The 17,722-nt window shown below is 72.2% G+C and carries 20 protein-coding genes; 12 read left to right on the forward strand and 8 right to left on the reverse strand.

Going from position 1 to position 17,722, the window contains the following annotated elements; translation table 11 throughout:
• The first annotated feature begins 223 nt into the window (after positions 1-223).
• Complete coding sequence (locus V6U90_RS02295; protein WP_334431168.1) at positions 224-1,138, forward strand: hypothetical protein; 915 nt, start codon at positions 224-226, stop codon at positions 1,136-1,138.
• Positions 1,139-1,194: 56 nt separating this feature from the next.
• On the opposite strand, the gene V6U90_RS02300 is transcribed toward V6U90_RS02295, so the two are convergent.
• The 3 genes from V6U90_RS02300 to V6U90_RS02310 all read right to left on the reverse strand — a co-directional run bounded on the left by V6U90_RS02300 (position 1,195) and on the right by V6U90_RS02310 (position 4,194).
• Positions 1,195-3,249, reverse strand: a complete 2,055-nt coding sequence (locus tag V6U90_RS02300) for an amylo-alpha-1,6-glucosidase (RefSeq protein ID WP_334430874.1) — start codon at positions 3,247-3,249, stop codon at positions 1,195-1,197.
• Positions 3,246-3,764 carry an SCP2 sterol-binding domain-containing protein gene (locus V6U90_RS02305; RefSeq protein ID WP_334430875.1) on the reverse strand — a complete coding sequence of 173 codons (519 nt, stop codon included), beginning with the start codon at positions 3,762-3,764 and terminating at the stop codon, positions 3,246-3,248. The genes V6U90_RS02300 and V6U90_RS02305 overlap by 4 nt, the downstream gene beginning before the upstream one ends.
• 67 nt (positions 3,765-3,831) lie before the next feature.
• Positions 3,832-4,194, reverse strand: a complete 363-nt coding sequence (locus tag V6U90_RS02310; RefSeq protein WP_334430876.1) for a DsrE family protein — start codon at positions 4,192-4,194, stop codon at positions 3,832-3,834.
• Positions 4,195-4,217: 23 nt separating this feature from the next.
• On the opposite strand from V6U90_RS02310, the gene mtfM reads away from it, so the two are divergent.
• Both mtfM and V6U90_RS02320 read left to right on the forward strand, forming a co-directional pair.
• A complete protein-coding gene (gene mtfM / locus V6U90_RS02315; RefSeq protein WP_036376929.1) occupies positions 4,218-4,322 on the forward strand; it encodes a small membrane protein MtfM in 105 nt (34 codons plus the stop codon).
• Positions 4,323-4,554: 232 nt separating this feature from the next.
• Positions 4,555-5,145: an FABP family protein gene (locus V6U90_RS02320; protein ID WP_334430877.1), complete on the forward strand. Its 591-nt coding sequence runs from the start codon at positions 4,555-4,557 to the stop codon at positions 5,143-5,145.
• Between the two features lie 81 nt (positions 5,146-5,226).
• On the opposite strand, the gene V6U90_RS02325 is transcribed toward V6U90_RS02320, so the two are convergent.
• Positions 5,227-6,096, reverse strand: coding sequence for an aminotransferase class IV (locus V6U90_RS02325; protein WP_334430878.1), 870 nt, complete (start codon positions 6,094-6,096; stop codon positions 5,227-5,229).
• A 70-nt stretch (positions 6,097-6,166) separates the two neighbouring features.
• On the opposite strand from V6U90_RS02325, the gene V6U90_RS02330 reads away from it, so the two are divergent.
• The 8 genes from V6U90_RS02330 to V6U90_RS02365 all read left to right on the forward strand — a co-directional run bounded on the left by V6U90_RS02330 (position 6,167) and on the right by V6U90_RS02365 (position 12,535).
• Positions 6,167-6,658: a Fur family transcriptional regulator gene (locus tag V6U90_RS02330; RefSeq protein WP_334430879.1), complete on the forward strand. Its 492-nt coding sequence runs from the start codon at positions 6,167-6,169 to the stop codon at positions 6,656-6,658.
• Between the two features lie 45 nt (positions 6,659-6,703).
• Positions 6,704-7,810, forward strand: a complete 1,107-nt coding sequence (gene ygfZ / locus V6U90_RS02335; RefSeq protein WP_334430880.1) for a CAF17-like 4Fe-4S cluster assembly/insertion protein YgfZ — start codon at positions 6,704-6,706, stop codon at positions 7,808-7,810.
• A gap of 106 nt (positions 7,811-7,916) precedes the next feature.
• Positions 7,917-8,744 (forward strand): 3-keto-5-aminohexanoate cleavage protein, encoded by an 828-nt coding sequence (locus V6U90_RS02340; RefSeq protein ID WP_334430881.1) that lies wholly within the window; start codon positions 7,917-7,919, stop codon positions 8,742-8,744.
• 81 nt (positions 8,745-8,825) lie between these two features.
• Positions 8,826-9,785 (forward strand): asparaginase, encoded by a 960-nt coding sequence (locus V6U90_RS02345; RefSeq protein WP_334430882.1) that lies wholly within the window; start codon positions 8,826-8,828, stop codon positions 9,783-9,785.
• Between the two features lie 119 nt (positions 9,786-9,904).
• Positions 9,905-10,570, forward strand: a complete 666-nt coding sequence (locus V6U90_RS02350; protein ID WP_334430883.1) for a helix-turn-helix domain-containing protein — start codon at positions 9,905-9,907, stop codon at positions 10,568-10,570.
• Entirely contained in the window at positions 10,570-11,259 is a 690-nt protein-coding gene (locus tag V6U90_RS02355) for a hypothetical protein (protein WP_334430884.1), read from the forward strand. The genes V6U90_RS02350 and V6U90_RS02355 overlap by 1 nt, the downstream gene beginning before the upstream one ends.
• A gap of 77 nt (positions 11,260-11,336) precedes the next feature.
• Positions 11,337-11,651: a DUF2516 family protein gene (locus V6U90_RS02360; RefSeq protein ID WP_334430885.1), complete on the forward strand. Its 315-nt coding sequence runs from the start codon at positions 11,337-11,339 to the stop codon at positions 11,649-11,651.
• Positions 11,648-12,535, forward strand: coding sequence for an alpha/beta fold hydrolase (locus V6U90_RS02365; RefSeq protein WP_334430886.1), 888 nt, complete (start codon positions 11,648-11,650; stop codon positions 12,533-12,535). The genes V6U90_RS02360 and V6U90_RS02365 overlap by 4 nt, the downstream gene beginning before the upstream one ends.
• A 442-nt stretch (positions 12,536-12,977) precedes the next feature.
• Here the strand turns inward: V6U90_RS02365 and V6U90_RS02370 are convergent, their stop codons facing one another.
• Complete coding sequence (locus V6U90_RS02370; protein WP_334430887.1) at positions 12,978-13,730, reverse strand: nucleotidyltransferase domain-containing protein; 753 nt, start codon at positions 13,728-13,730, stop codon at positions 12,978-12,980.
• Between the two features lie 82 nt (positions 13,731-13,812).
• On the opposite strand from V6U90_RS02370, the gene V6U90_RS02375 reads away from it, so the two are divergent.
• Positions 13,813-14,727, forward strand: coding sequence for an SDR family oxidoreductase (locus tag V6U90_RS02375; protein ID WP_334430888.1), 915 nt, complete (start codon positions 13,813-13,815; stop codon positions 14,725-14,727).
• On the opposite strand, the gene V6U90_RS02380 is transcribed toward V6U90_RS02375, so the two are convergent.
• From V6U90_RS02380 to V6U90_RS02390, 3 genes are read right to left on the reverse strand one after another with little or no spacing between them, the layout of a single operon-like run.
• A complete protein-coding gene (locus V6U90_RS02380; protein ID WP_334430889.1) occupies positions 14,675-15,700 on the reverse strand; it encodes a helix-turn-helix transcriptional regulator in 1,026 nt (341 codons plus the stop codon). The two genes, V6U90_RS02375 and V6U90_RS02380, sit on opposite strands and share 53 nt — an antisense overlap.
• Before the next feature lie 59 nt (positions 15,701-15,759).
• The gene (locus V6U90_RS02385; RefSeq protein WP_334430890.1) at positions 15,760-16,401 is read right to left on the reverse strand and encodes a response regulator transcription factor; all 642 of its coding nucleotides are present in this window, start codon (positions 16,399-16,401) and stop codon (positions 15,760-15,762) included.
• Between the two features lie 22 nt (positions 16,402-16,423).
• Positions 16,424-17,722, reverse strand: a complete 1,299-nt coding sequence (locus V6U90_RS02390; RefSeq protein ID WP_334430891.1) for a sensor histidine kinase — start codon at positions 17,720-17,722, stop codon at positions 16,424-16,426.

Consider the following 17,722-nt stretch of genomic DNA (forward strand, 5'->3'; position numbering starts at 1 on the left):
TGGCCGCCTCACGTCTACGCCAAACCGGCTCTGAGCTGCAGGTCTGCCGTACACCACTCTGCCGGACGCAACTATGCAGGAGGACGTGTGCGGGTAGGTGTGACGGCAGCTCTGCTGCTCGCGGTGGTGCTGTCCGGCTGACGTCGGTCGCCCGCTCGGGCCAGGAGGTCCCGCCCTCCCCGGCCGGGTCGGGATCCGGCGTGCCACGATGGGCCGCGTGAGTATGGACGCGCCGGCGTACGCCCAGGTGAGCCCGACCCCGGAGCCGCCCGCCCGGAACCGGTGGGGCCGGTGGCTACTGGCCGTAACGGTGGTCTGGGCGGTGCTGCTCGCCGTGCTCACCTGGATCTCGGTCCGGGACGACCCGCCGACCGTCCGCGAGCAGCGCGACCTGGCCGAGGCCGTGCCGGTGGTGGACCGGGCGACCGGGGAGCTGGTCGCCGCCGCGTCCGGTCCGGAGAGCGTGGTCGAGCTGGGCCCGACCGAGTTCGAGCGGGGCTGCCGGGTCACCCCGTTTCTCGACGGTGCCATCCTGACCCGGCAGGTCACCGTGCACTTCGGCACCGGCACCGGCACCGGCACCGGGAGCGGGAGCGGGAGCGGCACGGAGAACGGCGAGGCGGTGCTGCGCCGGATCGCCGAGCGCCTCCCGGCTGACTACCGGGCCGGGGCCCGCCGTACCGACGAGGGGTTCCGGCTGCGCGCCGACGCCGGTGACTTCGTCGCAATCTATGGCGAGCTGCCGCAGCCCGGCCTGGCCGAGCTGTACGTCGAAACCGGCTGCCGGCCGGCCCCGGACGGCTTCGGCGGGGTCGACCCCGATCCCGACGGCCCCGGAGGCGGGATCCGGTTCGAGCTGACGCAGGTTCTCTCCGCACTCGGCCAGCCGGTACCCGACGTACCCGAATGGACGACCGTGCCGTGCCCCGGTCGCGGCTTGGCCGGCACGGCGTCGGCCGACACTCCCGGAGCCCTTCCGGCGCCGCCGGCAGCGCTGCTGCGGCCGGCCGCCGCGAGCCCCGCCGTGGTGGTGGACACCCCCGAGCGGTACGCCTACCGGAACGGCCCGCTCGGCGTGACGGTCACCGTCACCGACGAGCGGACCCGGGTCTCCGTCAGCCTGGACTGCGACCGCTGACGTCAACGGGAAGCCGACCAGCCGCACGGTCGTCCGGGGTCAGCCGGCGTGGCGGGTCAGGGCTCGGTGTCGGCCTCCTGCTGGGGGCGGCTGCGTCCGAGCGCGTCGACCCGTCTCCACCGGCCGGGGATGTCGAGCAGTTCGATCCGGCCCATCCCCTCCGGTACCGCCGGGTTGATGATCAGATGCTCGCCCTGCGGTTCCAGCCCCAGCAGGACCCGGAGCAGCAGCAGCGGGGTACCGGCCGACCAGGCCTGCGGGCTGCACGCGGTCGGGTACTGGACCGGGTACGTGGTCCGGGACCGGTCGTAGCCGGCGAACGCCTCCGGCAGCCGGCCGTTGAAGAAGCGCGCCGCGTCGCACATCGCCTGGCAGATGATCCCCGCCTCGCGGCGGAAGCCGTACCGCCAGAGGCCCCAGGCGATCATGGAGTTGTCGAACGGCCAGACGGTGCCGACGTGGTACCCGAGCGGGTTGTACCGGCCGGCGTCGGTGGCCAGGGTGCGTACCCCCCAACCGGAGAAGAGTTTGGGGCCGAGCAGGTGGGCGGCGACCTTCGCGGCCCGGTCGGGTGGGACGATGCCGCTCCAGAGCAGGTGGCCGATGTTGGAGGAGAGCGTGTCGACCGGACGGCCGTCGGTGTCCAGGGCGATGGCGTAGTACTCGCCGTCGGGGACCCAGAAGTCCCGGTTGAACCGCTCCTTCAGCTCCGCCGCCTCCCGTTCCAGTCGGTCGGCGTAGGCCGGGTCGTTCCAGAACGTCCGGGCCAGCCGGGCGCCCCGGATCTTCGCGTCGTACGCGTAGCCCTGTAGTTCGCAGGTGGCCCGGGGAAAGTCCGGCAACCGGCCGTCGGCGTACGAGATGGCGTCCGGCGAGTCCTTCCAGCACTGGTTCTCCAGGCCGCTTTCCGGGTTGCGGGTCTCGTACCAGATGTACCCGGTGCCGAGCAGGTCGCCGTACGAGTCGATCCAGTCCAGGGCGGCCCGGACATGCCACTCCAGCGTCCGGACCAGGTCGCTGTCCCCGCTCCACCGTTCGTACTCGTCGACCAGGATGACGAAGAGCGGCGTGGAGTCGGCCGAACCGAAGTACGGCGAGTGCGGCTGTTCCTCGAAACCCGCCGACTCGCCGTAGCGCAGCTCGTGCAGGAGCTTGCCCGGCTCCTCGTCACGGAAGTCGTCGATCCGGGTGCCCTGGAGGCCCGCCAGGGTACGCAGTGTCGGTGGGACCATCTGCGGCAGGAACGGCAGGGCCTGGAGACAGGTGAACATGCTGTCCCGGCCGAACAGTGTCATGAACCAGGGCAGACCGGCGGTGACGAGCTGGGTGGCGTGGGTGATCGAGGTGTACCGCAGCGCGGCCAGGTCGATCAGGCTCCGCCGGTACGCCGTGCTGAGCGGCTCGCAGTCGCTGCCCAACCGGGGCGCCTGGGCCAACCACTGATCCAGCTCCTGTTCCATCTCCTCCTTCGACCGGCTGCGTTGCATCCGGAGGCTGTCCCGGAAGTCCCGCCCACCGGCCCCGAGCACCCTGGTCGTCAGGTGCAGCCGGGTCGACCACTCTCCGTGCGGTGGAATGGTGATCCGGAAGGTCATGCCGTGTTCGTCGATGGCGCCCGGCTCGGTGGTGGTGATGTTCACCTCGCGCCGGAAGCTCTGCCGCTCGTACCGCAGCAGCAGGTGGTTCTCGCCGACGACGGCGCACGTCCTTCCCTTCTTCTGCTGCGGGTTCTTGATCTCGAACAGGTCGGCGAAGTCGCTGCCCACCTCCATCCGGACGGTCAGCTCCGCCGGCTCGCCGGAGTGGTTGAGTACGGCCACCTCCTCGTCGAAGCTGCCGCCGATGATCCGGTGCCGGATCACCGAGACCTTCGCGTCGAGATAGTGGGTGGGTTCACCGGGGACGAGAAAGTACCGGCTCTCGAAGTACTGCACGTCGTCCACGGAGAGCGGGTGCAGGCGTTCCCCGTCGAGGGTGAGCTGCCAGGTCGACAGGAACCGGGTGTCGTAGGAGAAGAACCCGGTCGGGAAGTCGGGGGACGGGTCGATGTCCCCGGACCGGTCGCTGACCACGAAGGTGTTCCCGTCGAGGATGCTGACCAGCGGCTTCATCCGGTGTGCTCCCGGGTGCCGGGTCCGGTTACCGGATCGTCGACCGCGTTCGGCTGGTGGCCGCCGCTGTACCGGCCGGCGCCCGTCGAGTGCTGGCCGGTGCTCGGCGGGTTCGTGGTCCGTTGGTGACCGGTCTGCCGGCTGGCGGCGACCTTCTCGCGGGCCACCTCGCGTGGATCCCGGACCCCGGGTGCGGCGGGGAAGAACCGGCGTAGGGCCAGGAACAGCCGGATGTCGCCGCTGACGGTGGCGTCGTTGCGCAGTACCGCCGCGTTCGGGCGGGACCGCCCGGTGACGAACTCGTCGAAGAGATCGGTGGGCACGGTCAGGATCGCGTCGGCAACCTGTTCGTCCCGGCTCACCTGGGCCTGGCCCGGCGCGAAGGTGACATACCAGTGTTCGGTTCTGTGGCCCTCGACGAGGTCGATCCGGAGCGTCCCGGCCATCGGTATCCGCAGGAGCAGTTGGGCCTTGCCCGGTATGGAGTTGAAGAAGTCCACTGTCGCCCCGGTCATCCCCGCCCCTCCCGCTCCACCGCATAGTAGGGCGAATTGGGGCATCAGCGGCGCCGGTCGCGGAAGGTCAGTAGACGAGAGCCTGGGCTCCCTCGGTCAGCGTCTCCTCCACGAAGACCGCAGCGCCCGCGATCCGTACCCCCGGCAGCACGTCGTCGGGGCCGATTTCCCGCCGGGCTGCGCACTGCGTACAGGCGGTGACCCGGCCGCTGGTCAGGATGATGTGCAGCAACTCGGCCAGGGGTGCGGAGTGGGGCAGCTCGAACTCCTGTGCCCGGCCGGGCACCGCGAACCAGGTGGACTCACCGGTCAGCCAGAGCGAGACGTCCACACCGGCGGCGGCAGCGGTGGCGGCCACCGTGAACGCCTGCGCGCAGCGCTCCGGTGCGTCCGCTCCGGCCGTGGCCTTGACGACAAGGGTACGAGCCATGGAGCCAGCATAGGATGACCATGATGGTTACCGAGATCGGGTTCGTCAGCCTGCTGGTCGCCGGTCTCGGCGCGCTCGCCGGCGGCCTGGTCTATCTTGCCGTACGCATGTCGAGAGGACGCTGGTGAGCGCGAGGAGTGAGCCGGTTTTGCGAGCCCCGCAGTCGCGAACGAAGGTGGATCGGTGAGCGCGAGGAGTGAGCCGGTTTTGCGAGCCCCGCAGTCGCGAACGAAGGTGGATCGGTGAGCGCGAGGAGTGAGCCGGTTTTGCGAGCCCCGCAGTCGCGAACGAAGGTGGATCGGTGAGCGCGAGGAGTGAGCCGGTTTTGCGAGCCCCGCAGTCGCGAACGGAGGACGGCTGGTGAGCGACGAGAACCCCTTGCAGCCGCCGTGGCTCAATGCGCCGCCGGTTGAGGAGTACCCGTTCGAGGAGAGCCACGACCTGCGGGTGGGGCCGAAGCTGCACCCCGCGTTGGACGGCTTCCTGCCGTACATCGGGGTGTGGCGGGGGCGGGGCCGGGGCGGTTTCCCGAGCATCGAGGACTTCGACTACGCGCAGGAGATCCGGATCAGCCACGACGGCCGGCCGTTCCTGGCGTACGAGTCGCGGGCCTGGCTGCTCGACGAGCAGAGCCGACCGATCCGGCCCGCCGGTCGTGAGGTGGGCTGGTGGCGGCCGGTGATGGACGGTGACCGGGTGACCGACGAGATCGAGGCTCTGCTGAGCACCCCGACCGGCGTCATGGAGCTGTACATCGGCCGGCGTACCGGTACCCAGGTCGAGCTGGCCACCGACGCGGTGGTGCGGACGGCCACGGCCAAGGAGGTCACTGCCGGGCACCGGCTCTTCGGCATCGTCGAGGGGGCGCTGTTGTACGCCCAGGAGATGGCGGCGGTCGGTTACGGACTCTCCCCGCACCTCTCCGCCCGGCTCATCCGGGTCGCCGGCTGATCCGACCCCACCCACCCCTTCCGGTGTTGATCATGAAGTTGTTGCCACGACACGCCGATCAGAGTGACAACAACTTCATGATCAACGGGACCGGGGTGGGGGTGGGATGGGGAAGCCGAGCAGGTCGAGCAGGTCGGCGGTGTACCGGGAGTCGGGCAGCGCACGGCCGTCCAGCGAACGGACCGGGGCCGGCCCGCGCACCGACGAGGTGAACCAGACACCGGCCGACGTCCGGAGCTGCTCCGGCGTGACCATCCGTTCGGCCGCCGCGAGCCCGAGCCGGCCGGCGTGCGCGAGCAGCCAGCCGGCGGTCACCCCGGGCAGGATCCCGGTGGCGGCGGCCGGCACCGTGCACAGCGTCGACCCGTCCAGCCAGACCAGGTTCGCGGTCGGCCCCTCCAGGGCGTACCCGTCGGTGGACACCCAGAGCACGTCGTCCACCCCGTGTGCGGCGGCCCACCGCCGGGCCGCGTTGCTCAGCGCGTACGACGTGGACTTGATCCCGGCCGGCAGCCAGTCCAGCCCGGCGCGACCGGTCGCGGTGACCGGCAGCGGCAGGGTGGCCACCGCGAGCCCGGCCCGCCGGGCGGCGCGGGCCCCCGCCGGCACCTCGGTCAACGTGGTCCAGACGGTGGTCTGCCCGCTGCTCTCCGGCCCCCGGGTGCAGACCAGCCGCAGTGCCCCCTCGACCCCGGCCGGCCAGTCCGCACAGGTCAGGCCGATCAGCTCGACCAGGTCGGCGCGGCCGGGCAGCGCCAGGTCCACCGCTGCCGCAGCCCCGGCCAACCGGGTCAGGTGCTCGTCGACCAGCCAGGGCCGCCCACCCCGCACGTGCATGGTCTCGAAAACCCCGTCCCCGTGCAGGGCGCCCCGGTCGTCGCCCAGCAACACCGGCTCCCCGGCCGGTACGACGCCCCGACCGGCGACCGCGATGATCCGGCGTCCCGACATGGCAGCCGAGCATAGCCTCCCGGGCGGCGTCCGCGGCGGGCATCCCGGCACGGCGAACTATGATCGGACGGTGTCGGAATCCTCCCTGGCCGAATTGCTGCGCTCCCGTGGGCTGCGGCTGACGGCGCAGCGGCAGTTGATCCTCCAGGCTGTGCTGGACCTCGGGCACGCCACTCCCGAGCAGGTGCACACGGCGGTCCGTGAAGTGGCCGCCGGGGTCAACATCACCACCATCTACCGGACCCTTGAGCTGCTGGAACGGCTCGGGCTGGTGACCCACACCCACCTGTCGCACGGTTCGCCGACCTACCACGCGGCGGGTGAGCACCAGCACATCCACCTGGTCTGCCGGGACTGCGGCGCGATCGACGAGATCGAGCCCGAACTGCTGGACCCGCTCGCCGGGCGACTGGCCGCCGAACGCGGGTTCCGGGTCGACATCGGGCACGTGGCGCTCTTCGGGGTCTGCGGCAACTGCGCCGGGACACCGCAGCCCGACGGACCCGGTGGCGTGCGCAACCACGAGCCCGCTGGTGGCGCCGGGCGCCACCACGAGCGCTGATAGCGCCGGGCGGCACCAGCCGGCCAGCGAGAACGGGGAGCGGAAATGATCGAGATACCGGGTGCGGTGGCGGTCGAGGCCATCGACACCGCGACGCCCGACCAGCCCGAGCCGGCGCACGCCGCCGCCGGGGTACGCCCGGTCGCCGCCCACTACGGTGACCCGCTGCGCGAACAGCGCACCCTGGCCACCGGTGCCGCACTGGTCGACCGGTCGCACCGGGGAGTCATCGCCGTACCCGGCGCCGAACGCATCGGCTGGCTGCACACCCTCACCACCCAGCACCTCGCCGACCTGCGCGCCGGCCAGGGCACCGAACTGCTGGTCCTCTCCCCGCACGGGCACATCGAGCAGCACGCCATGGTCGCCGAGGATGGCGAGACCACCTGGCTGGACACCGAGCCGGGCGCCACTGGCGGCCTGCTCGGCTACCTGGAGAAGATGCGCTTCTTCACCCCGGTCGACCCGACCGACGTCACCGCGCGGTACGCGCTGCTCACCGTGGCCGGTCCGGACGCGGTCCAGGCCGTCGGCACACTCGGGGTCACCGACCTGGCGGCACCGGACACCGTCGAGGTGCCCGGTGCGAAGTTCGCCGCCGGCAGCGTGCCACCCCGGCCGAGCAGCCGGTACGACGTACGCGTGCTGCCCGTCGGCGGGTGGGCCCGGCGTGGCCCGCTCGGTGTGGACCTGCTGGTACCCCGGGACGCGATGGACCAGGTGGTCGCCGAGCTGCGGGCCGCCGGAGTGCCGGTGGCGGGTCTGTGGGCGTACGAGGCGCTGCGGGTGGCCGCCCGGCGGGCCCGGGTCGGGCTGGACACCGACCACCGGACCATCCCCGCCGAGGTGGACCTGATCGGCCCGGCGGTCCACCTGGACAAGGGTTGCTACCGGGGGCAGGAGACCGTCGCCCGGGTGCACAACCTTGGCCGCCCGCCCCGCCGGCTGGTACTGCTGCACCTGGACGGGGTGGCCAGCGACCAGCTCCCGTCCCCGGGTACGCCGGTCACCCTGGACGGCCGGACGGTCGGTTTCGTCGGCACCGCCGTACAGCACTACGAGCTGGGGCAGATCGCCCTGGCCGTGGTCAAGCGCAACGTCGCCGACGACGCCCGCCTGATGGTCGGCGACTCCGCCGCCGCCATCGACTGAGGTGTAAGGAAGGGCCCCCTATTAACGTTTTCGGTATAGGAAGGGCCCCCTGTTAACCGAGTCGGTGCTGGTGATCAGCCCTGGGGCGCGGTCTAGGATCGCCGGCATGACAACAGGGACGTTGATCACGGTTGCCCCCACCGGCGCGGAGTCGAGCAAGGCGGACGTACCGGCGCTGCCGGTGACCCTCGACGAGCTGACACTGACCGCGAAGGAGTGCGCGGCGCTCGGCGCCGCAGTGATCCACGTCCACATCCGGGACGACGAGGCCAGGCCCACCCTCGACGCCGGCCGGCTGCGGGAGACCGTTGCCGCGCTGCGGGAGGGCACCGACCTGATCGTGCAGCTCTCCACCGGCGGCGCGGTGACCGACCCGGAGGCGGCCCGGCTCGCCGTGCTGGATGCCGGGCCGGACATGGCCTCCTGCACGATGGGTACGGTCAACTTCGGCGACGACGTCTTCCTCAACCGCTGGGAGTTCATCGTCGACCTGCACACCCGGATGCAGGAGCGCGGCATCGTGCCGGAGTACGAGATCTTCGACCTCGGTCATCTCACCGCACTCCAGCGGCTGCTCGGGAAGTACGGGCTGCCTGCGGGTGGCCATGTGCATGTCGACTTCGTGATGGGGGTGCCGGGCGGGATGCCGGGTACCACCGATGCGCTGGTCGCCTGCCGCCAGGCGCTGCAGGATCTGCCGGCGGGCACCACCTTCTCCGCGACGGGCGTCGGGCGGAGCACCCTGCCGGTCATGCTCGCGTCGCTCTCCGCCGGGGGGCATCTCCGGGTCGGCATGGAGGACACCATCACGTACGCCAAGGGCCAGCCGGTCGAGTCGAACATGCAGCTGGTGGCACGCGCGGTCAGTTTCGCCCAGTTGGCCCAGCGTCCGCCGCTGACCCCGGCCGAGGCCCGGCAGTTGCTCGGCCTGTGACAGGCGTTAAGAAGGGGCCCTTCCTATACCGGAAGCGATAAGAAGGGGCCCTTCCTTACGTCCGTAGTAGCGTTCCGCCTCGTGGGAAAGACGTACGAGGGCGGCGTGCCGCTCGCCGAGGTGGTCCGGTCCGGGTTCTTGGAGGGGAAGCACCACGGGTCGGTGGTGGTGTTGGACGCCGAGGGTGCGGTGGTCGCGTCGGCGGGTGACGTCACCTCGCCGGTGTTTCCCCGGTCGGCCAACAAACCGATGCAGGCGGTCGGCATGCTCCGGGCGGGGCTGCGGCTCACCGATCCGGCCGATCTGGCCCTGGTCGCGGCGAGCCACTTCGGCGAGGATTTCCACGTTGCCCGGGTACGCGCCATGCTGCGCGGTGGCGGTCTGGACGAGTCGGCCCTGCACTGTCCGCCCGAACTGCCGCTCGGAGCGTCGGCCCAGGCCGAGACGTACCGGGCCGGTGGCGGTCCATCCCGCATCCTGATGAACTGTTCGGGTAAGCATGCGGGGATGCTGCTGACCTGTCAGGCGGCGGACTGGCCGGTGGCCGGGTACTGGCAGCCGGAGCACCCGTTGCAGCAGGGGCTGCGGGCGACGGTCGAGGAGTTGGTCGGGGAGCCGGCGGCTGCGGTCGGGGTGGACGGGTGCGGGGCGCCGGTGCTGGCCCTGTCCCTGACCGGGCTGGCCGGGGCGTTCCTGCGGTTGGTGCACGGTACGTCCGGTTCGGCGGAACGCGCCGTCGTCGACGCGATGCGGGCCCACCCGGAGATCGTGGCGGGGACCGGGGCCGACGACACCCGACTGATGGCCGGGGTGCCCGGGTTGCTTGCCAAGGTGGGTGCGGAGGGCGTCATCGCGGTGGCGGTACCGGAGGTCGGTGCGGTCGCGATCAAGGTCGACGACGGAGCGGCCCGGGCCCGGACGCCGGTGCTGGTCTCCGCTCTGCGCCGGCTGGGGGTCACCGCCGGGGTGCTCGACGAGTTGGCCGAGGTGCCGTTGACCGGTGGGGGCGCGAGGGTCGGGGCGGTGCGGTCCGTCTGGTAGAACCCGTCCGTCGCGCCGACGCGTGGCAGGGGGCCGGTGGTGACGGGCCGAGGTGAGGTCGCTAACTATCGCTAGCGTTCTGCTTGCAAAAGTTAGCAGAGAGGGGTTAGCTTCGGGGCATGGCGACACCCAAGGACCTACCCCGTGACGTCGGGGAGTTCATCCGCGACCTGCGCCGCAACGCCCGGATCTCGCTCCGGCAGCTCGCCGAGCAGGCCGGGGTGAGCAACCCGTACCTGAGTCAGATCGAGCGGGGCCTGCGCAAGCCCAGTGCCGAGGTGCTCCAGCAGCTCGCCAGCGCGCTGCGGGTCTCCACCCCGGCGATGTACCTGCGGGCCGGTCTCCTCGACGACCGGGAGGGGCAGGGGGTGCTCGCCGCCATTGCGGTCGATCCCGACCTGACCATGGCGCAGAAGCAGTCACTGAGCCAGATCTACGAGACGTTCCGCCGGGAGAACCTGCGGCACGCCGAGCCGTCGGCCACGGTGCCGTCGGCCGACGGGTCCACCGTGGGCGAAGCGCCGGCCGCGCCGGCCGCCGGTGGGCCCACCGGCGGTGGGACACCGGCCACCGAGGTACTCGAATCGGTTGCGGTGACCGAGACCGGTGCGGCACTGCCTCCCAACGAGCCGGGCTCCACGCAGCCGGCGAAGAAGACGACCCGTCGGGTGGTCCGTAGGGCCGCTGACGACCGGACCATCGCCACGAAGTCCAGCGCCAGGAAGACCACCGCCGACAAGGCGACCGAAGACAAGGCCGCGGACGCGGTCGAAGAGGAGAAGTGATGACCCAGCAGTCCCGGACGACCCGTATCCCGGCTCCGCTCTACGCCGCCGCCGGTGCCGGCGAACTCGCCTACCAGCAGTTGCGCAAGCTCCCCACGGTCGTCACCGAGTTGGGTGGCAAGGCGGTGAACAGCACCTCCGAGCTGCGGGAGAAGGCGGTGGCCACCCTGCGTACCGCCGACCTGCGGGAGAAGGCCGTCGCCACCCTGCGTACCGCCAACACCACCGCCGCCGGCCTCCGCGAGAAGGCTGTCCCGGCGGACCTCGACCTGGACCGGATCCGGGCCGTGGCGGCCCGTAACGCCGCAGTGGTCGTGGCCGGCGCCCAGGCCGCGCAGGAGCGCGCGCTGGCCGCGTACGGTGCCCTGGTGGCCCGGGGTGAGCGGGTCGTCGGGTCCGGTGTGGTGCAGGCCGCCGACACGGTGAACGCCGACATCGAGGTCACCGAGGCCGAACTGGCCGAGACCCTGGCCGCGCCGGCCACCGCCACTCCGGCCGAGGCCACCGCCACGACGTCGGCCACCGACGCTCCGGCCGAGGCCACCGCCACCCCGGCCACCGTCGCGGAGGTCGTGGAGACCAAGCCCAAGGCGACCCGCCCGCGTGCCGCCCGCAAGCCGGCCGCCGCGCCGACCGCCACCCCGTCGGCCAAGCTGCCCACCAAGCGGACCCGCCCGGCCGCCAAGTAGTTTCCGGTACGCCGGTGCGACGAGCCCGGACGCGTCCGAGCGGACGCGTCCGGGCTCGTCGACATAAGCTTGCGGACATGGCTATCGCCGCGCCGCTTTTCATCGACCAGTTCCGCTATGTAGTGGAGCTGGTCCTGCTCGTGATCGCGTTGATCGTCCAGGGTGTCGCGCTGATTCACGCGATCACCCAGCGCGCCGACGCGTTCCCCGCGATCGGCACCCTGCCCAAGGGGGCCTGGATCGCCATCCTGGCCGTCTGCCTGGTGCTGACCCTGCTCGGCTTCGGGGTACTCAGCATCTTCGGTCTGGTCGGCATCGCCGCCGGCCTGATCTATCTGCTCGACGTCCGGGTGGGACTGCGGGACCTGACCGACGGCAAAGGCTTCTGGTGAGGGATTTTCGCTGGCCACCGCCACCGGACGGGGGCCCGCGCACCTACGGACCGGGCCCGAGCGCGCCACGTACCGGCCGGCCCGCCCTACCCGAGCCGGAGACCGAGGTGGTCGCCACCCCGCACGGGGTACGACTGGAACGGCTGATCACCGGTAGCGGTGACCCGGTGACCGTGTTCGCACACGGGCTGGGCGGCGGGATAGCGACCAGCCGGCCGTTCGGCAGTGCGGTCCGGGGCCGGAAGGTGTTCCTCCAGTTCCGCGGGCACGGCCGCTCCGACGCGCCGCCGGGCGACTGGAGCTATCTGGACCTGGCCCGGGACCTGCGGGCAATCGCCGATCTCACCGGCGCCACCCGCGCGGTCGGGGTCAGCCTCGGCGCCGGTGCGCTCTGTCGGCTGTTGGCGGAGAGCCCCGAGCGCTTCGACCGGGTGGTCCTCTTCCTGCCGGCCGCCCTCGACCAGCCCCGTCCAGCGGTCGCCCGCCAGCGGATCGCCGACCTGCTCGACGCGGTGGAGAGCGGGGACGCCTCGGCCGTCGCCGAGGCGGTGGCGGTGGAGCTACCACCGACGGTACGGAACACCCCGGCCGGCTGGGCGTACCTGCGGCAGCGCCTCGACCAACTGCTGAGGGACGGGCTGGCGACCGGGCTGGCCGGTCTTCCCGACCAGGCGCCGGTACCCGATCTCACGGCACTGCGCGCGGTGACCGCCCGGGCCCTGGTGATCGGTTGTGCCGGGGACGACCTGCACCCGGCGGAGATCGCCGGGCAACTCGCCGACGTGCTGCCCCGGGCCACCCTGCACGTGTACGACCGGCCGGGCGTGCTCTGGAGCGAACGGGCCGACCTGCGGGCGCGGATCTCCGGCTTCCTCAACGACTGACCGGAAACGGGCCCGGCGCGGCGTGCTGGCAGGACGTGTGCCGGCGCGGCGTGCCGGCAGGACGTGTGCCGGTCGGGCGTGTGCCGGCGCGGCGTGGGGGACGGGCTGACAGTCCTGTCGAGCTGCCTGCACAGACGGGGCAGCGCGCTGTGGCGGCACCCGCTGTCGGCCGTCAGGGTCCGACGTGCACGATGGCGGTCCGTCCCCGCGAGCCCGTCGGCGGTGCCCAGCCGTGCGGTCGTTCCTGCCGGCTGTGCGGTCCTCCGGCCGGCGGTGGTGGCCAGCCGTGCGGTCGTTCCGGCGGGGTGCACGGTCCTCCGGCCGGCGGTGGTGGCCGGCTGTGCGGTCGTTCCGGCCGGCAGGGTGACGCGGGCGCGGTACCCGGTGGCGGGTTGCGGCGGTGTTCTGCCCGCTAGCACAACCGGTGCAGCTCGACAGTGACTCAGCGGATATCGCCGGGCTGGTCCGTCGACGCGTCGGGCCGTATCTGATCGTCCGTGCCCGGCAGGTGCGCGGCCCGCACGTCGAGCAGCCAGCGCTCCACGGTGGTCTCGTCCGGGTGCTGCGGCAACGGGCTGTGCGCGGTGTCGAACCCGTCGGCCGCCGCGGCCAGCAGCTCGCGGGCCTCCGCCAGCTTCCCTCCGGCCACCCGGTCGCCGAATCCACGGTAGAACTCCGGGTCGTCGAGCCGGATCGGTAGCTGACCGGTGGTGTAGAGCACCCGGCCCTGGTGCAGCAGCCGGGCCAGATGCCGGGCGTGCTTGGCGGTCCGTCGCCGGGTGTCCGCCGAGAAGCTGCCGTCACCCCGGGACTCCAGTTTGCGGAACTGCTGCGTGGCGTACCCGAGGTAGGCGTCCCGGACCCGGGGCGCGCTGAGGAACGCCGACCGGATGGCGATCAGCCGGTCGCCCAGGTCGGTCCGGGTCTCGTACAGCTCGTCCGGCAGCCAGAGCAGCTCACTCGCGGTCGGGTTGCCGCTCAGCGCCAGCCGGCAGTACTTGCCGGCCTCGTGCCAGGTGAGGTCGGGGTGGGTGGTGACCACCGATTCCCGGGGCGGGTGCAGCCCGTGGAACGCCACGGTCGGTGCGGCGAACACGCCGATCCGGTCCACGTCGGACCCCGGGCCGGCCAGACCGTAGGCCACCGAACCGACGATCCCGGCGAGCAGCAGGTGCATCGCTTGATCATCGCGCATCCAGGCGAACCGGGGAAACGACTTCGGATCGGCCTGGAAAACCGGACGTTGCCTGTCAGGATTCGCTGCCAGGGTCGACGGTATGACAGGAACGCTGACAGGAAAGGTCGCCCTGGTAGCCGGGGCGACCCGGGGAGCCGGCCGGCAGATCGCGGTGCAACTGGGTGCGGCCGGAGCGACGGTCTACGCGACCGGCCGGACCACCCGGGAACACCGTTCGGAGATGAACCGCCCGGAGACCATCGAGGAGACCGCCGAGCTGGTCACCGCGGCCGGTGGCACCGGCCTCGCGGTCCAGGTGGACCATCTGGTACCCGGGCAGGTGCGCGACCTGGTCGACCGGATCGACCGTGAGCAGGGGCGGCTGGACATACTGGTCAACGACATCTGGGGCGCCGACCCGCTGATCACCTGGTACAAACCGGTCTGGGAGCAGCCGCTGGAGGCCGGGTTCCGTACGCTGCGGCTGGCCGTCGACACCCACATCATCACCAGCCACTTCGCCATGCCGCTGCTGATCCGGCAGCCCGGCGGGCTGGTGGTGGAGATCGGGGACGGCACCACCGCGTACAACGACGGGAACTACCGGCTCTCGGTCTTCTACGACCTGGCCAAGGTGTCGGTGAACCGGCTTGCGTTCAGCCAGGCCCGGGAGCTGGCCCCGCACGGCGCCACGGCGGTCGCCTTGACGCCGGGGTGGATCCGGTCGGAGGCCATGCTCGAACACTTCGGGGTCACCGAGGAGAACTGGCTCGACGGCACCACGAAGGACCCGCACTTCGCCATCTCGGAGAGCCCCGCGTTCGTCGGCCGGGCGGTGGCCGCCCTCGCCGCCGACCCGGACCGGGCCCGCTGGAACGGCCGGTCCGTGTCCAGCGGTGAACTCGCCCGGGTGTACGGCTTCACCGACCTCGACGGCAGTCGCCCGGACGGCTTGCGGTACATCACCGAGGTCGCCGACGCCGGTAGGCCGGCCGACGTGACCGGCTACCGCTGAGCCGCCGGCCGGAGTAGAGCCGGCCCAACCGGTCGGCCGCCTCGGCCATCCGGGACCGCAGCTCGGGCGGGTCGAGCACCTCCACCTCCGGGCCGAGCCGCAGCAGCACGTCGTACGCCACGTCGAGGGACTCGACGGGCAGCCGGGTGACCACCCAGCCCTGCCCGTCGGGTCCACCGGCGGCGGCCACCGCCTCGGCGTACGCGAAAGCCTCCGCCGCGTGCCGGAGCACCCGCAGCCCGGTGGGGCTGAGCCGCACGGTGACCCGGTCGGCGAGCACCTCCCGGACGAACTCCTCGGCCCGGGCCGCCCAGAACCCGGCCAGGTCGAATTCGTGGTCCCGGTCGAACGTCTCCTCCTGCACGTCGACGGTGACCACCCGGTCCACCCGGTATGTGCGGTGGCCCGCCCCGACCCGGGCCGCCAGGTACCAGATGCCGTTCTTGAGGACCAGCCCGTACGGCTGCACCGACCGGGTCACCTCCCGGTCACGCCGGCGGTACCGCAACCCGACGGTCCGGTCCTGCCAGACCGCGCGGGCCAGCTCAGCCAGCAGTGGCGGCGGGTCGGCCGACTCGAACCAGCCCGGTACGTCCAGGTGGAAGCGTTGCCCGGTGCGGGTGGAGGCGTCCCGCAGCGCGGGCGGCAGGGCGGCCAGCACCTTGAGCCGGGCGGCGGTGACCGCCTCGGCGAGTCCCATGTCCCCGGCCGGGCCGGGCAGACCGGCGAGGAACAACGCCTCCGCCTCCGCCCGGCTCAACCCGGTCAGCCGGGTCCGGTACCCGCCGAGCAGCCGGTAACCACCGGTGCGACCCCGGTCGGCGTAGACCGGGATGCCGGCAGCGGACAGGGCAAGCACGTCCCGGTAGATGGTCCGTTCGGAGACCTCCAGCTCGGCGGCGAGGTCGGCGGCGGTCATCGTCCCCCGGGACTGGAGCAGCAGCAACAGCGAGATCAGCCGGGAGACGCGCACCGTCCCATCCTGCCCGTCGCCGGTGGCCCGCCACCGACCGGCCGGGCGGACAGGTACCGCTACCGACCGGTCGGGCCGAGCAGCCCCCGCTCGAAGGCGACCGCCACGGCGGCGGCCCGGTCCTTGACGCCGAGCTTCGCGTAGACGTGCAGCAGGTGGGTCTTCACGGTGGCCTCACTGATGAACAGGTGCGCCGCCGCCTCCCGGTTGGTCGCGCCCTTGGCGACCAGGGTGAGGACCTCCAGCTCACGCTGGCTCAGCGGCGTCTCGGCCGGGCCGCGCAGCCGACCCATCAGCCGGGTGGCCACGGTGGGGGAGAGCACCGAGTCACCCCGCGCCGCAGCCCGGACCGCCCGGAACAGTTCGTCGCGCGGGGTGTCCTTGAGCAGGTACCCGGTGGCCCCGGCCTGCACGGCCGGCAGCACGTCACCCTCGGTGTCGTAGGTGGTCAGTACCAGCACCCGGGGAGCGGGCTCGGCGGCGAGGAGGTGGCCGATCGCGGTCACCCCGTCCATGCCGGGCATCCGCAGGTCCATGAGGACCACGTCCGGTCGCAGGGACCGGGCCAGGACGAGCGCCTCGGCGCCGTCGGCCGCCTCGCCGAGCACCTCGAAGTCGGGGTGGCCGGCGAACATGCCCCGCAGCCCGTCGCGGACCACCGGATGGTCGTCGACGATCAGCAGCCGGACCGGCCCGCTCATCCGGCGGCCCCGGTGCCCGTGATCATCGGGCGGCCCCGGGGAGCACCGGGACGGACGCGCAGACCGCCGTACCCGCCCCCGGCTCGGACTCGATCACCAGTTCACCGCCCACCCCGTCGACCCGTTGCCGCATCGCGGTCAACCCGAAACCACCCAACCCGACACCATCGGGCCCGACACCATCCGACCCGGACCGGTCGTCACCGGTGCCGACCCGCTCCGGCCGGAAACCCACCCCGTCGTCGCGTACATCCAGGGTGACCACATCCTCCATGTAGGACAGGGTCAGCCCGACCCGGGTCGCGGCGGCGTGCCGGGCGACGTTGGCCAACGCCTCCTGACCGGCCCGCAGCAGGGTCACCTCCACCTCCGGGTGCAGCCGGCGGGGCGTACCCGTGGTGACCAGCTCGGCGGTGACATCGTGTCGTACCGACCAGCGCCGGGTCAGCTCGGCCAGCGCGTCCGGCAGCCGGGCGGTCTCCAGCGGTTCGGGGCGTACCGCCCGGACCGAGCGCCGGGCCTCCGCCAGGCTCTCCCGGGCCAGCGCGGCGGCGTACCCGACGTGCCGTTGCCAGTCCCCGCGCCGGTCGCGGGCCTGCTCCGCCGCCTCCAACTGGGTGACCACCCCGATCAGACCCTGGGCGAGGGTGTCGTGGATCTCCCGGGCCATCCGCTGCCGCTCGTCCAGGACACCGGCCTCCCGCGCCTGGACCAGCAGTTGAGCATGCAGTCCCTCGTTCTCCCGCATGGTCTCGGCCAGCCTCCGGTTGGCCTCGGCAAGCTCCTCGACCAGCCGTTTCCGGTTGGCGTGCTGCTGCTCGGTGACCGAGTTGAACCAGCTCACCGCACTGGCCACGCCGAGGTTGAACAGCAGGATCACCGTCCAGAACAGCCAGTGTCCGCCGTTGCCGGGGAGACCACCGCTCTGCGCGGTGGCGACCAGGACCGCCGAGCCGGCCACCCCGGCGAACCGCCAGCCGTTGGGCAGGGCGAGGAACGCGTGTACGAACCCCACCCAGGCGAAGAAGCCGTACCAGGGACTGCGCAGCACCAGCACCGCGGCGAAGGCCAGCAGGCCGACGTAGTAGACCGCCATCAGCCGGCGTCGGGAGGTCCAGCCCGGGTGCAGCACGATGAACCAGGTGACCCAACCGGCGGCCACCGCCGAGATGGCGAGCGTGCCGGCCAGTTGCGGCGTACCGGTGACCGTGGACAGCAGCGCCGAGACCGCCAGGGTGAGGTACGGCAGGAACCGGTAGAGGACGGTCAACCGTTCCTCCCAGGTGGCCAGGCGACGGACCCGCTCCGCGGTGGTGCTCAT

Source organism: Micromonospora sp. CPCC 206060 (assembly GCF_036906895.1).
Taxonomy (GTDB): domain Bacteria; phylum Actinomycetota; class Actinomycetes; order Mycobacteriales; family Micromonosporaceae; genus Micromonospora.

What these genes read in the sequence shown, in the direction of transcription:
- V6U90_RS02300 (WP_334430874.1), bottom strand. Translation starts at nt 3,249, where the DNA reads ATGAAGCCGCTGGTCAGCATCCTCGACGGGAACACCTTCGTGGTCAGC.
- V6U90_RS02295 (WP_334431168.1), top strand. Translation starts at nt 224, where the DNA reads ATGGACGCGCCGGCGTACGCCCAGGTGAGCCCGACCCCGGAGCCGCCC.
- V6U90_RS02370 (WP_334430887.1), bottom strand. Translation starts at nt 13,730, where the DNA reads ATGCGCGATGATCAAGCGATGCACCTGCTGCTCGCCGGGATCGTCGGT.
- V6U90_RS02340 (WP_334430881.1), top strand. Translation starts at nt 7,917, where the DNA reads ATGACAACAGGGACGTTGATCACGGTTGCCCCCACCGGCGCGGAGTCG.
- V6U90_RS02355 (WP_334430884.1), top strand. Translation starts at nt 10,570, where the DNA reads ATGACCCAGCAGTCCCGGACGACCCGTATCCCGGCTCCGCTCTACGCC.
- V6U90_RS02305 (WP_334430875.1), bottom strand. Translation starts at nt 3,764, where the DNA reads ATGACCGGGGCGACAGTGGACTTCTTCAACTCCATACCGGGCAAGGCC.
- mtfM (WP_036376929.1), top strand. Translation starts at nt 4,218, where the DNA reads ATGGTTACCGAGATCGGGTTCGTCAGCCTGCTGGTCGCCGGTCTCGGC.
- ygfZ (WP_334430880.1), top strand. Translation starts at nt 6,704, where the DNA reads ATGATCGAGATACCGGGTGCGGTGGCGGTCGAGGCCATCGACACCGCG.
- V6U90_RS02350 (WP_334430883.1), top strand. Translation starts at nt 9,905, where the DNA reads ATGGCGACACCCAAGGACCTACCCCGTGACGTCGGGGAGTTCATCCGC.
- V6U90_RS02310 (WP_334430876.1), bottom strand. Translation starts at nt 4,194, where the DNA reads ATGGCTCGTACCCTTGTCGTCAAGGCCACGGCCGGAGCGGACGCACCG.
- V6U90_RS02385 (WP_334430890.1), bottom strand. Translation starts at nt 16,401, where the DNA reads ATGAGCGGGCCGGTCCGGCTGCTGATCGTCGACGACCATCCGGTGGTC.
- V6U90_RS02325 (WP_334430878.1), bottom strand. Translation starts at nt 6,096, where the DNA reads ATGTCGGGACGCCGGATCATCGCGGTCGCCGGTCGGGGCGTCGTACCG.
- V6U90_RS02360 (WP_334430885.1), top strand. Translation starts at nt 11,337, where the DNA reads ATGGCTATCGCCGCGCCGCTTTTCATCGACCAGTTCCGCTATGTAGTG.
- V6U90_RS02390 (WP_334430891.1), bottom strand. Translation starts at nt 17,722, where the DNA reads ATGAGCACCACCGCGGAGCGGGTCCGTCGCCTGGCCACCTGGGAGGAA.
- V6U90_RS02375 (WP_334430888.1), top strand. Translation starts at nt 13,813, where the DNA reads ATGACAGGAACGCTGACAGGAAAGGTCGCCCTGGTAGCCGGGGCGACC.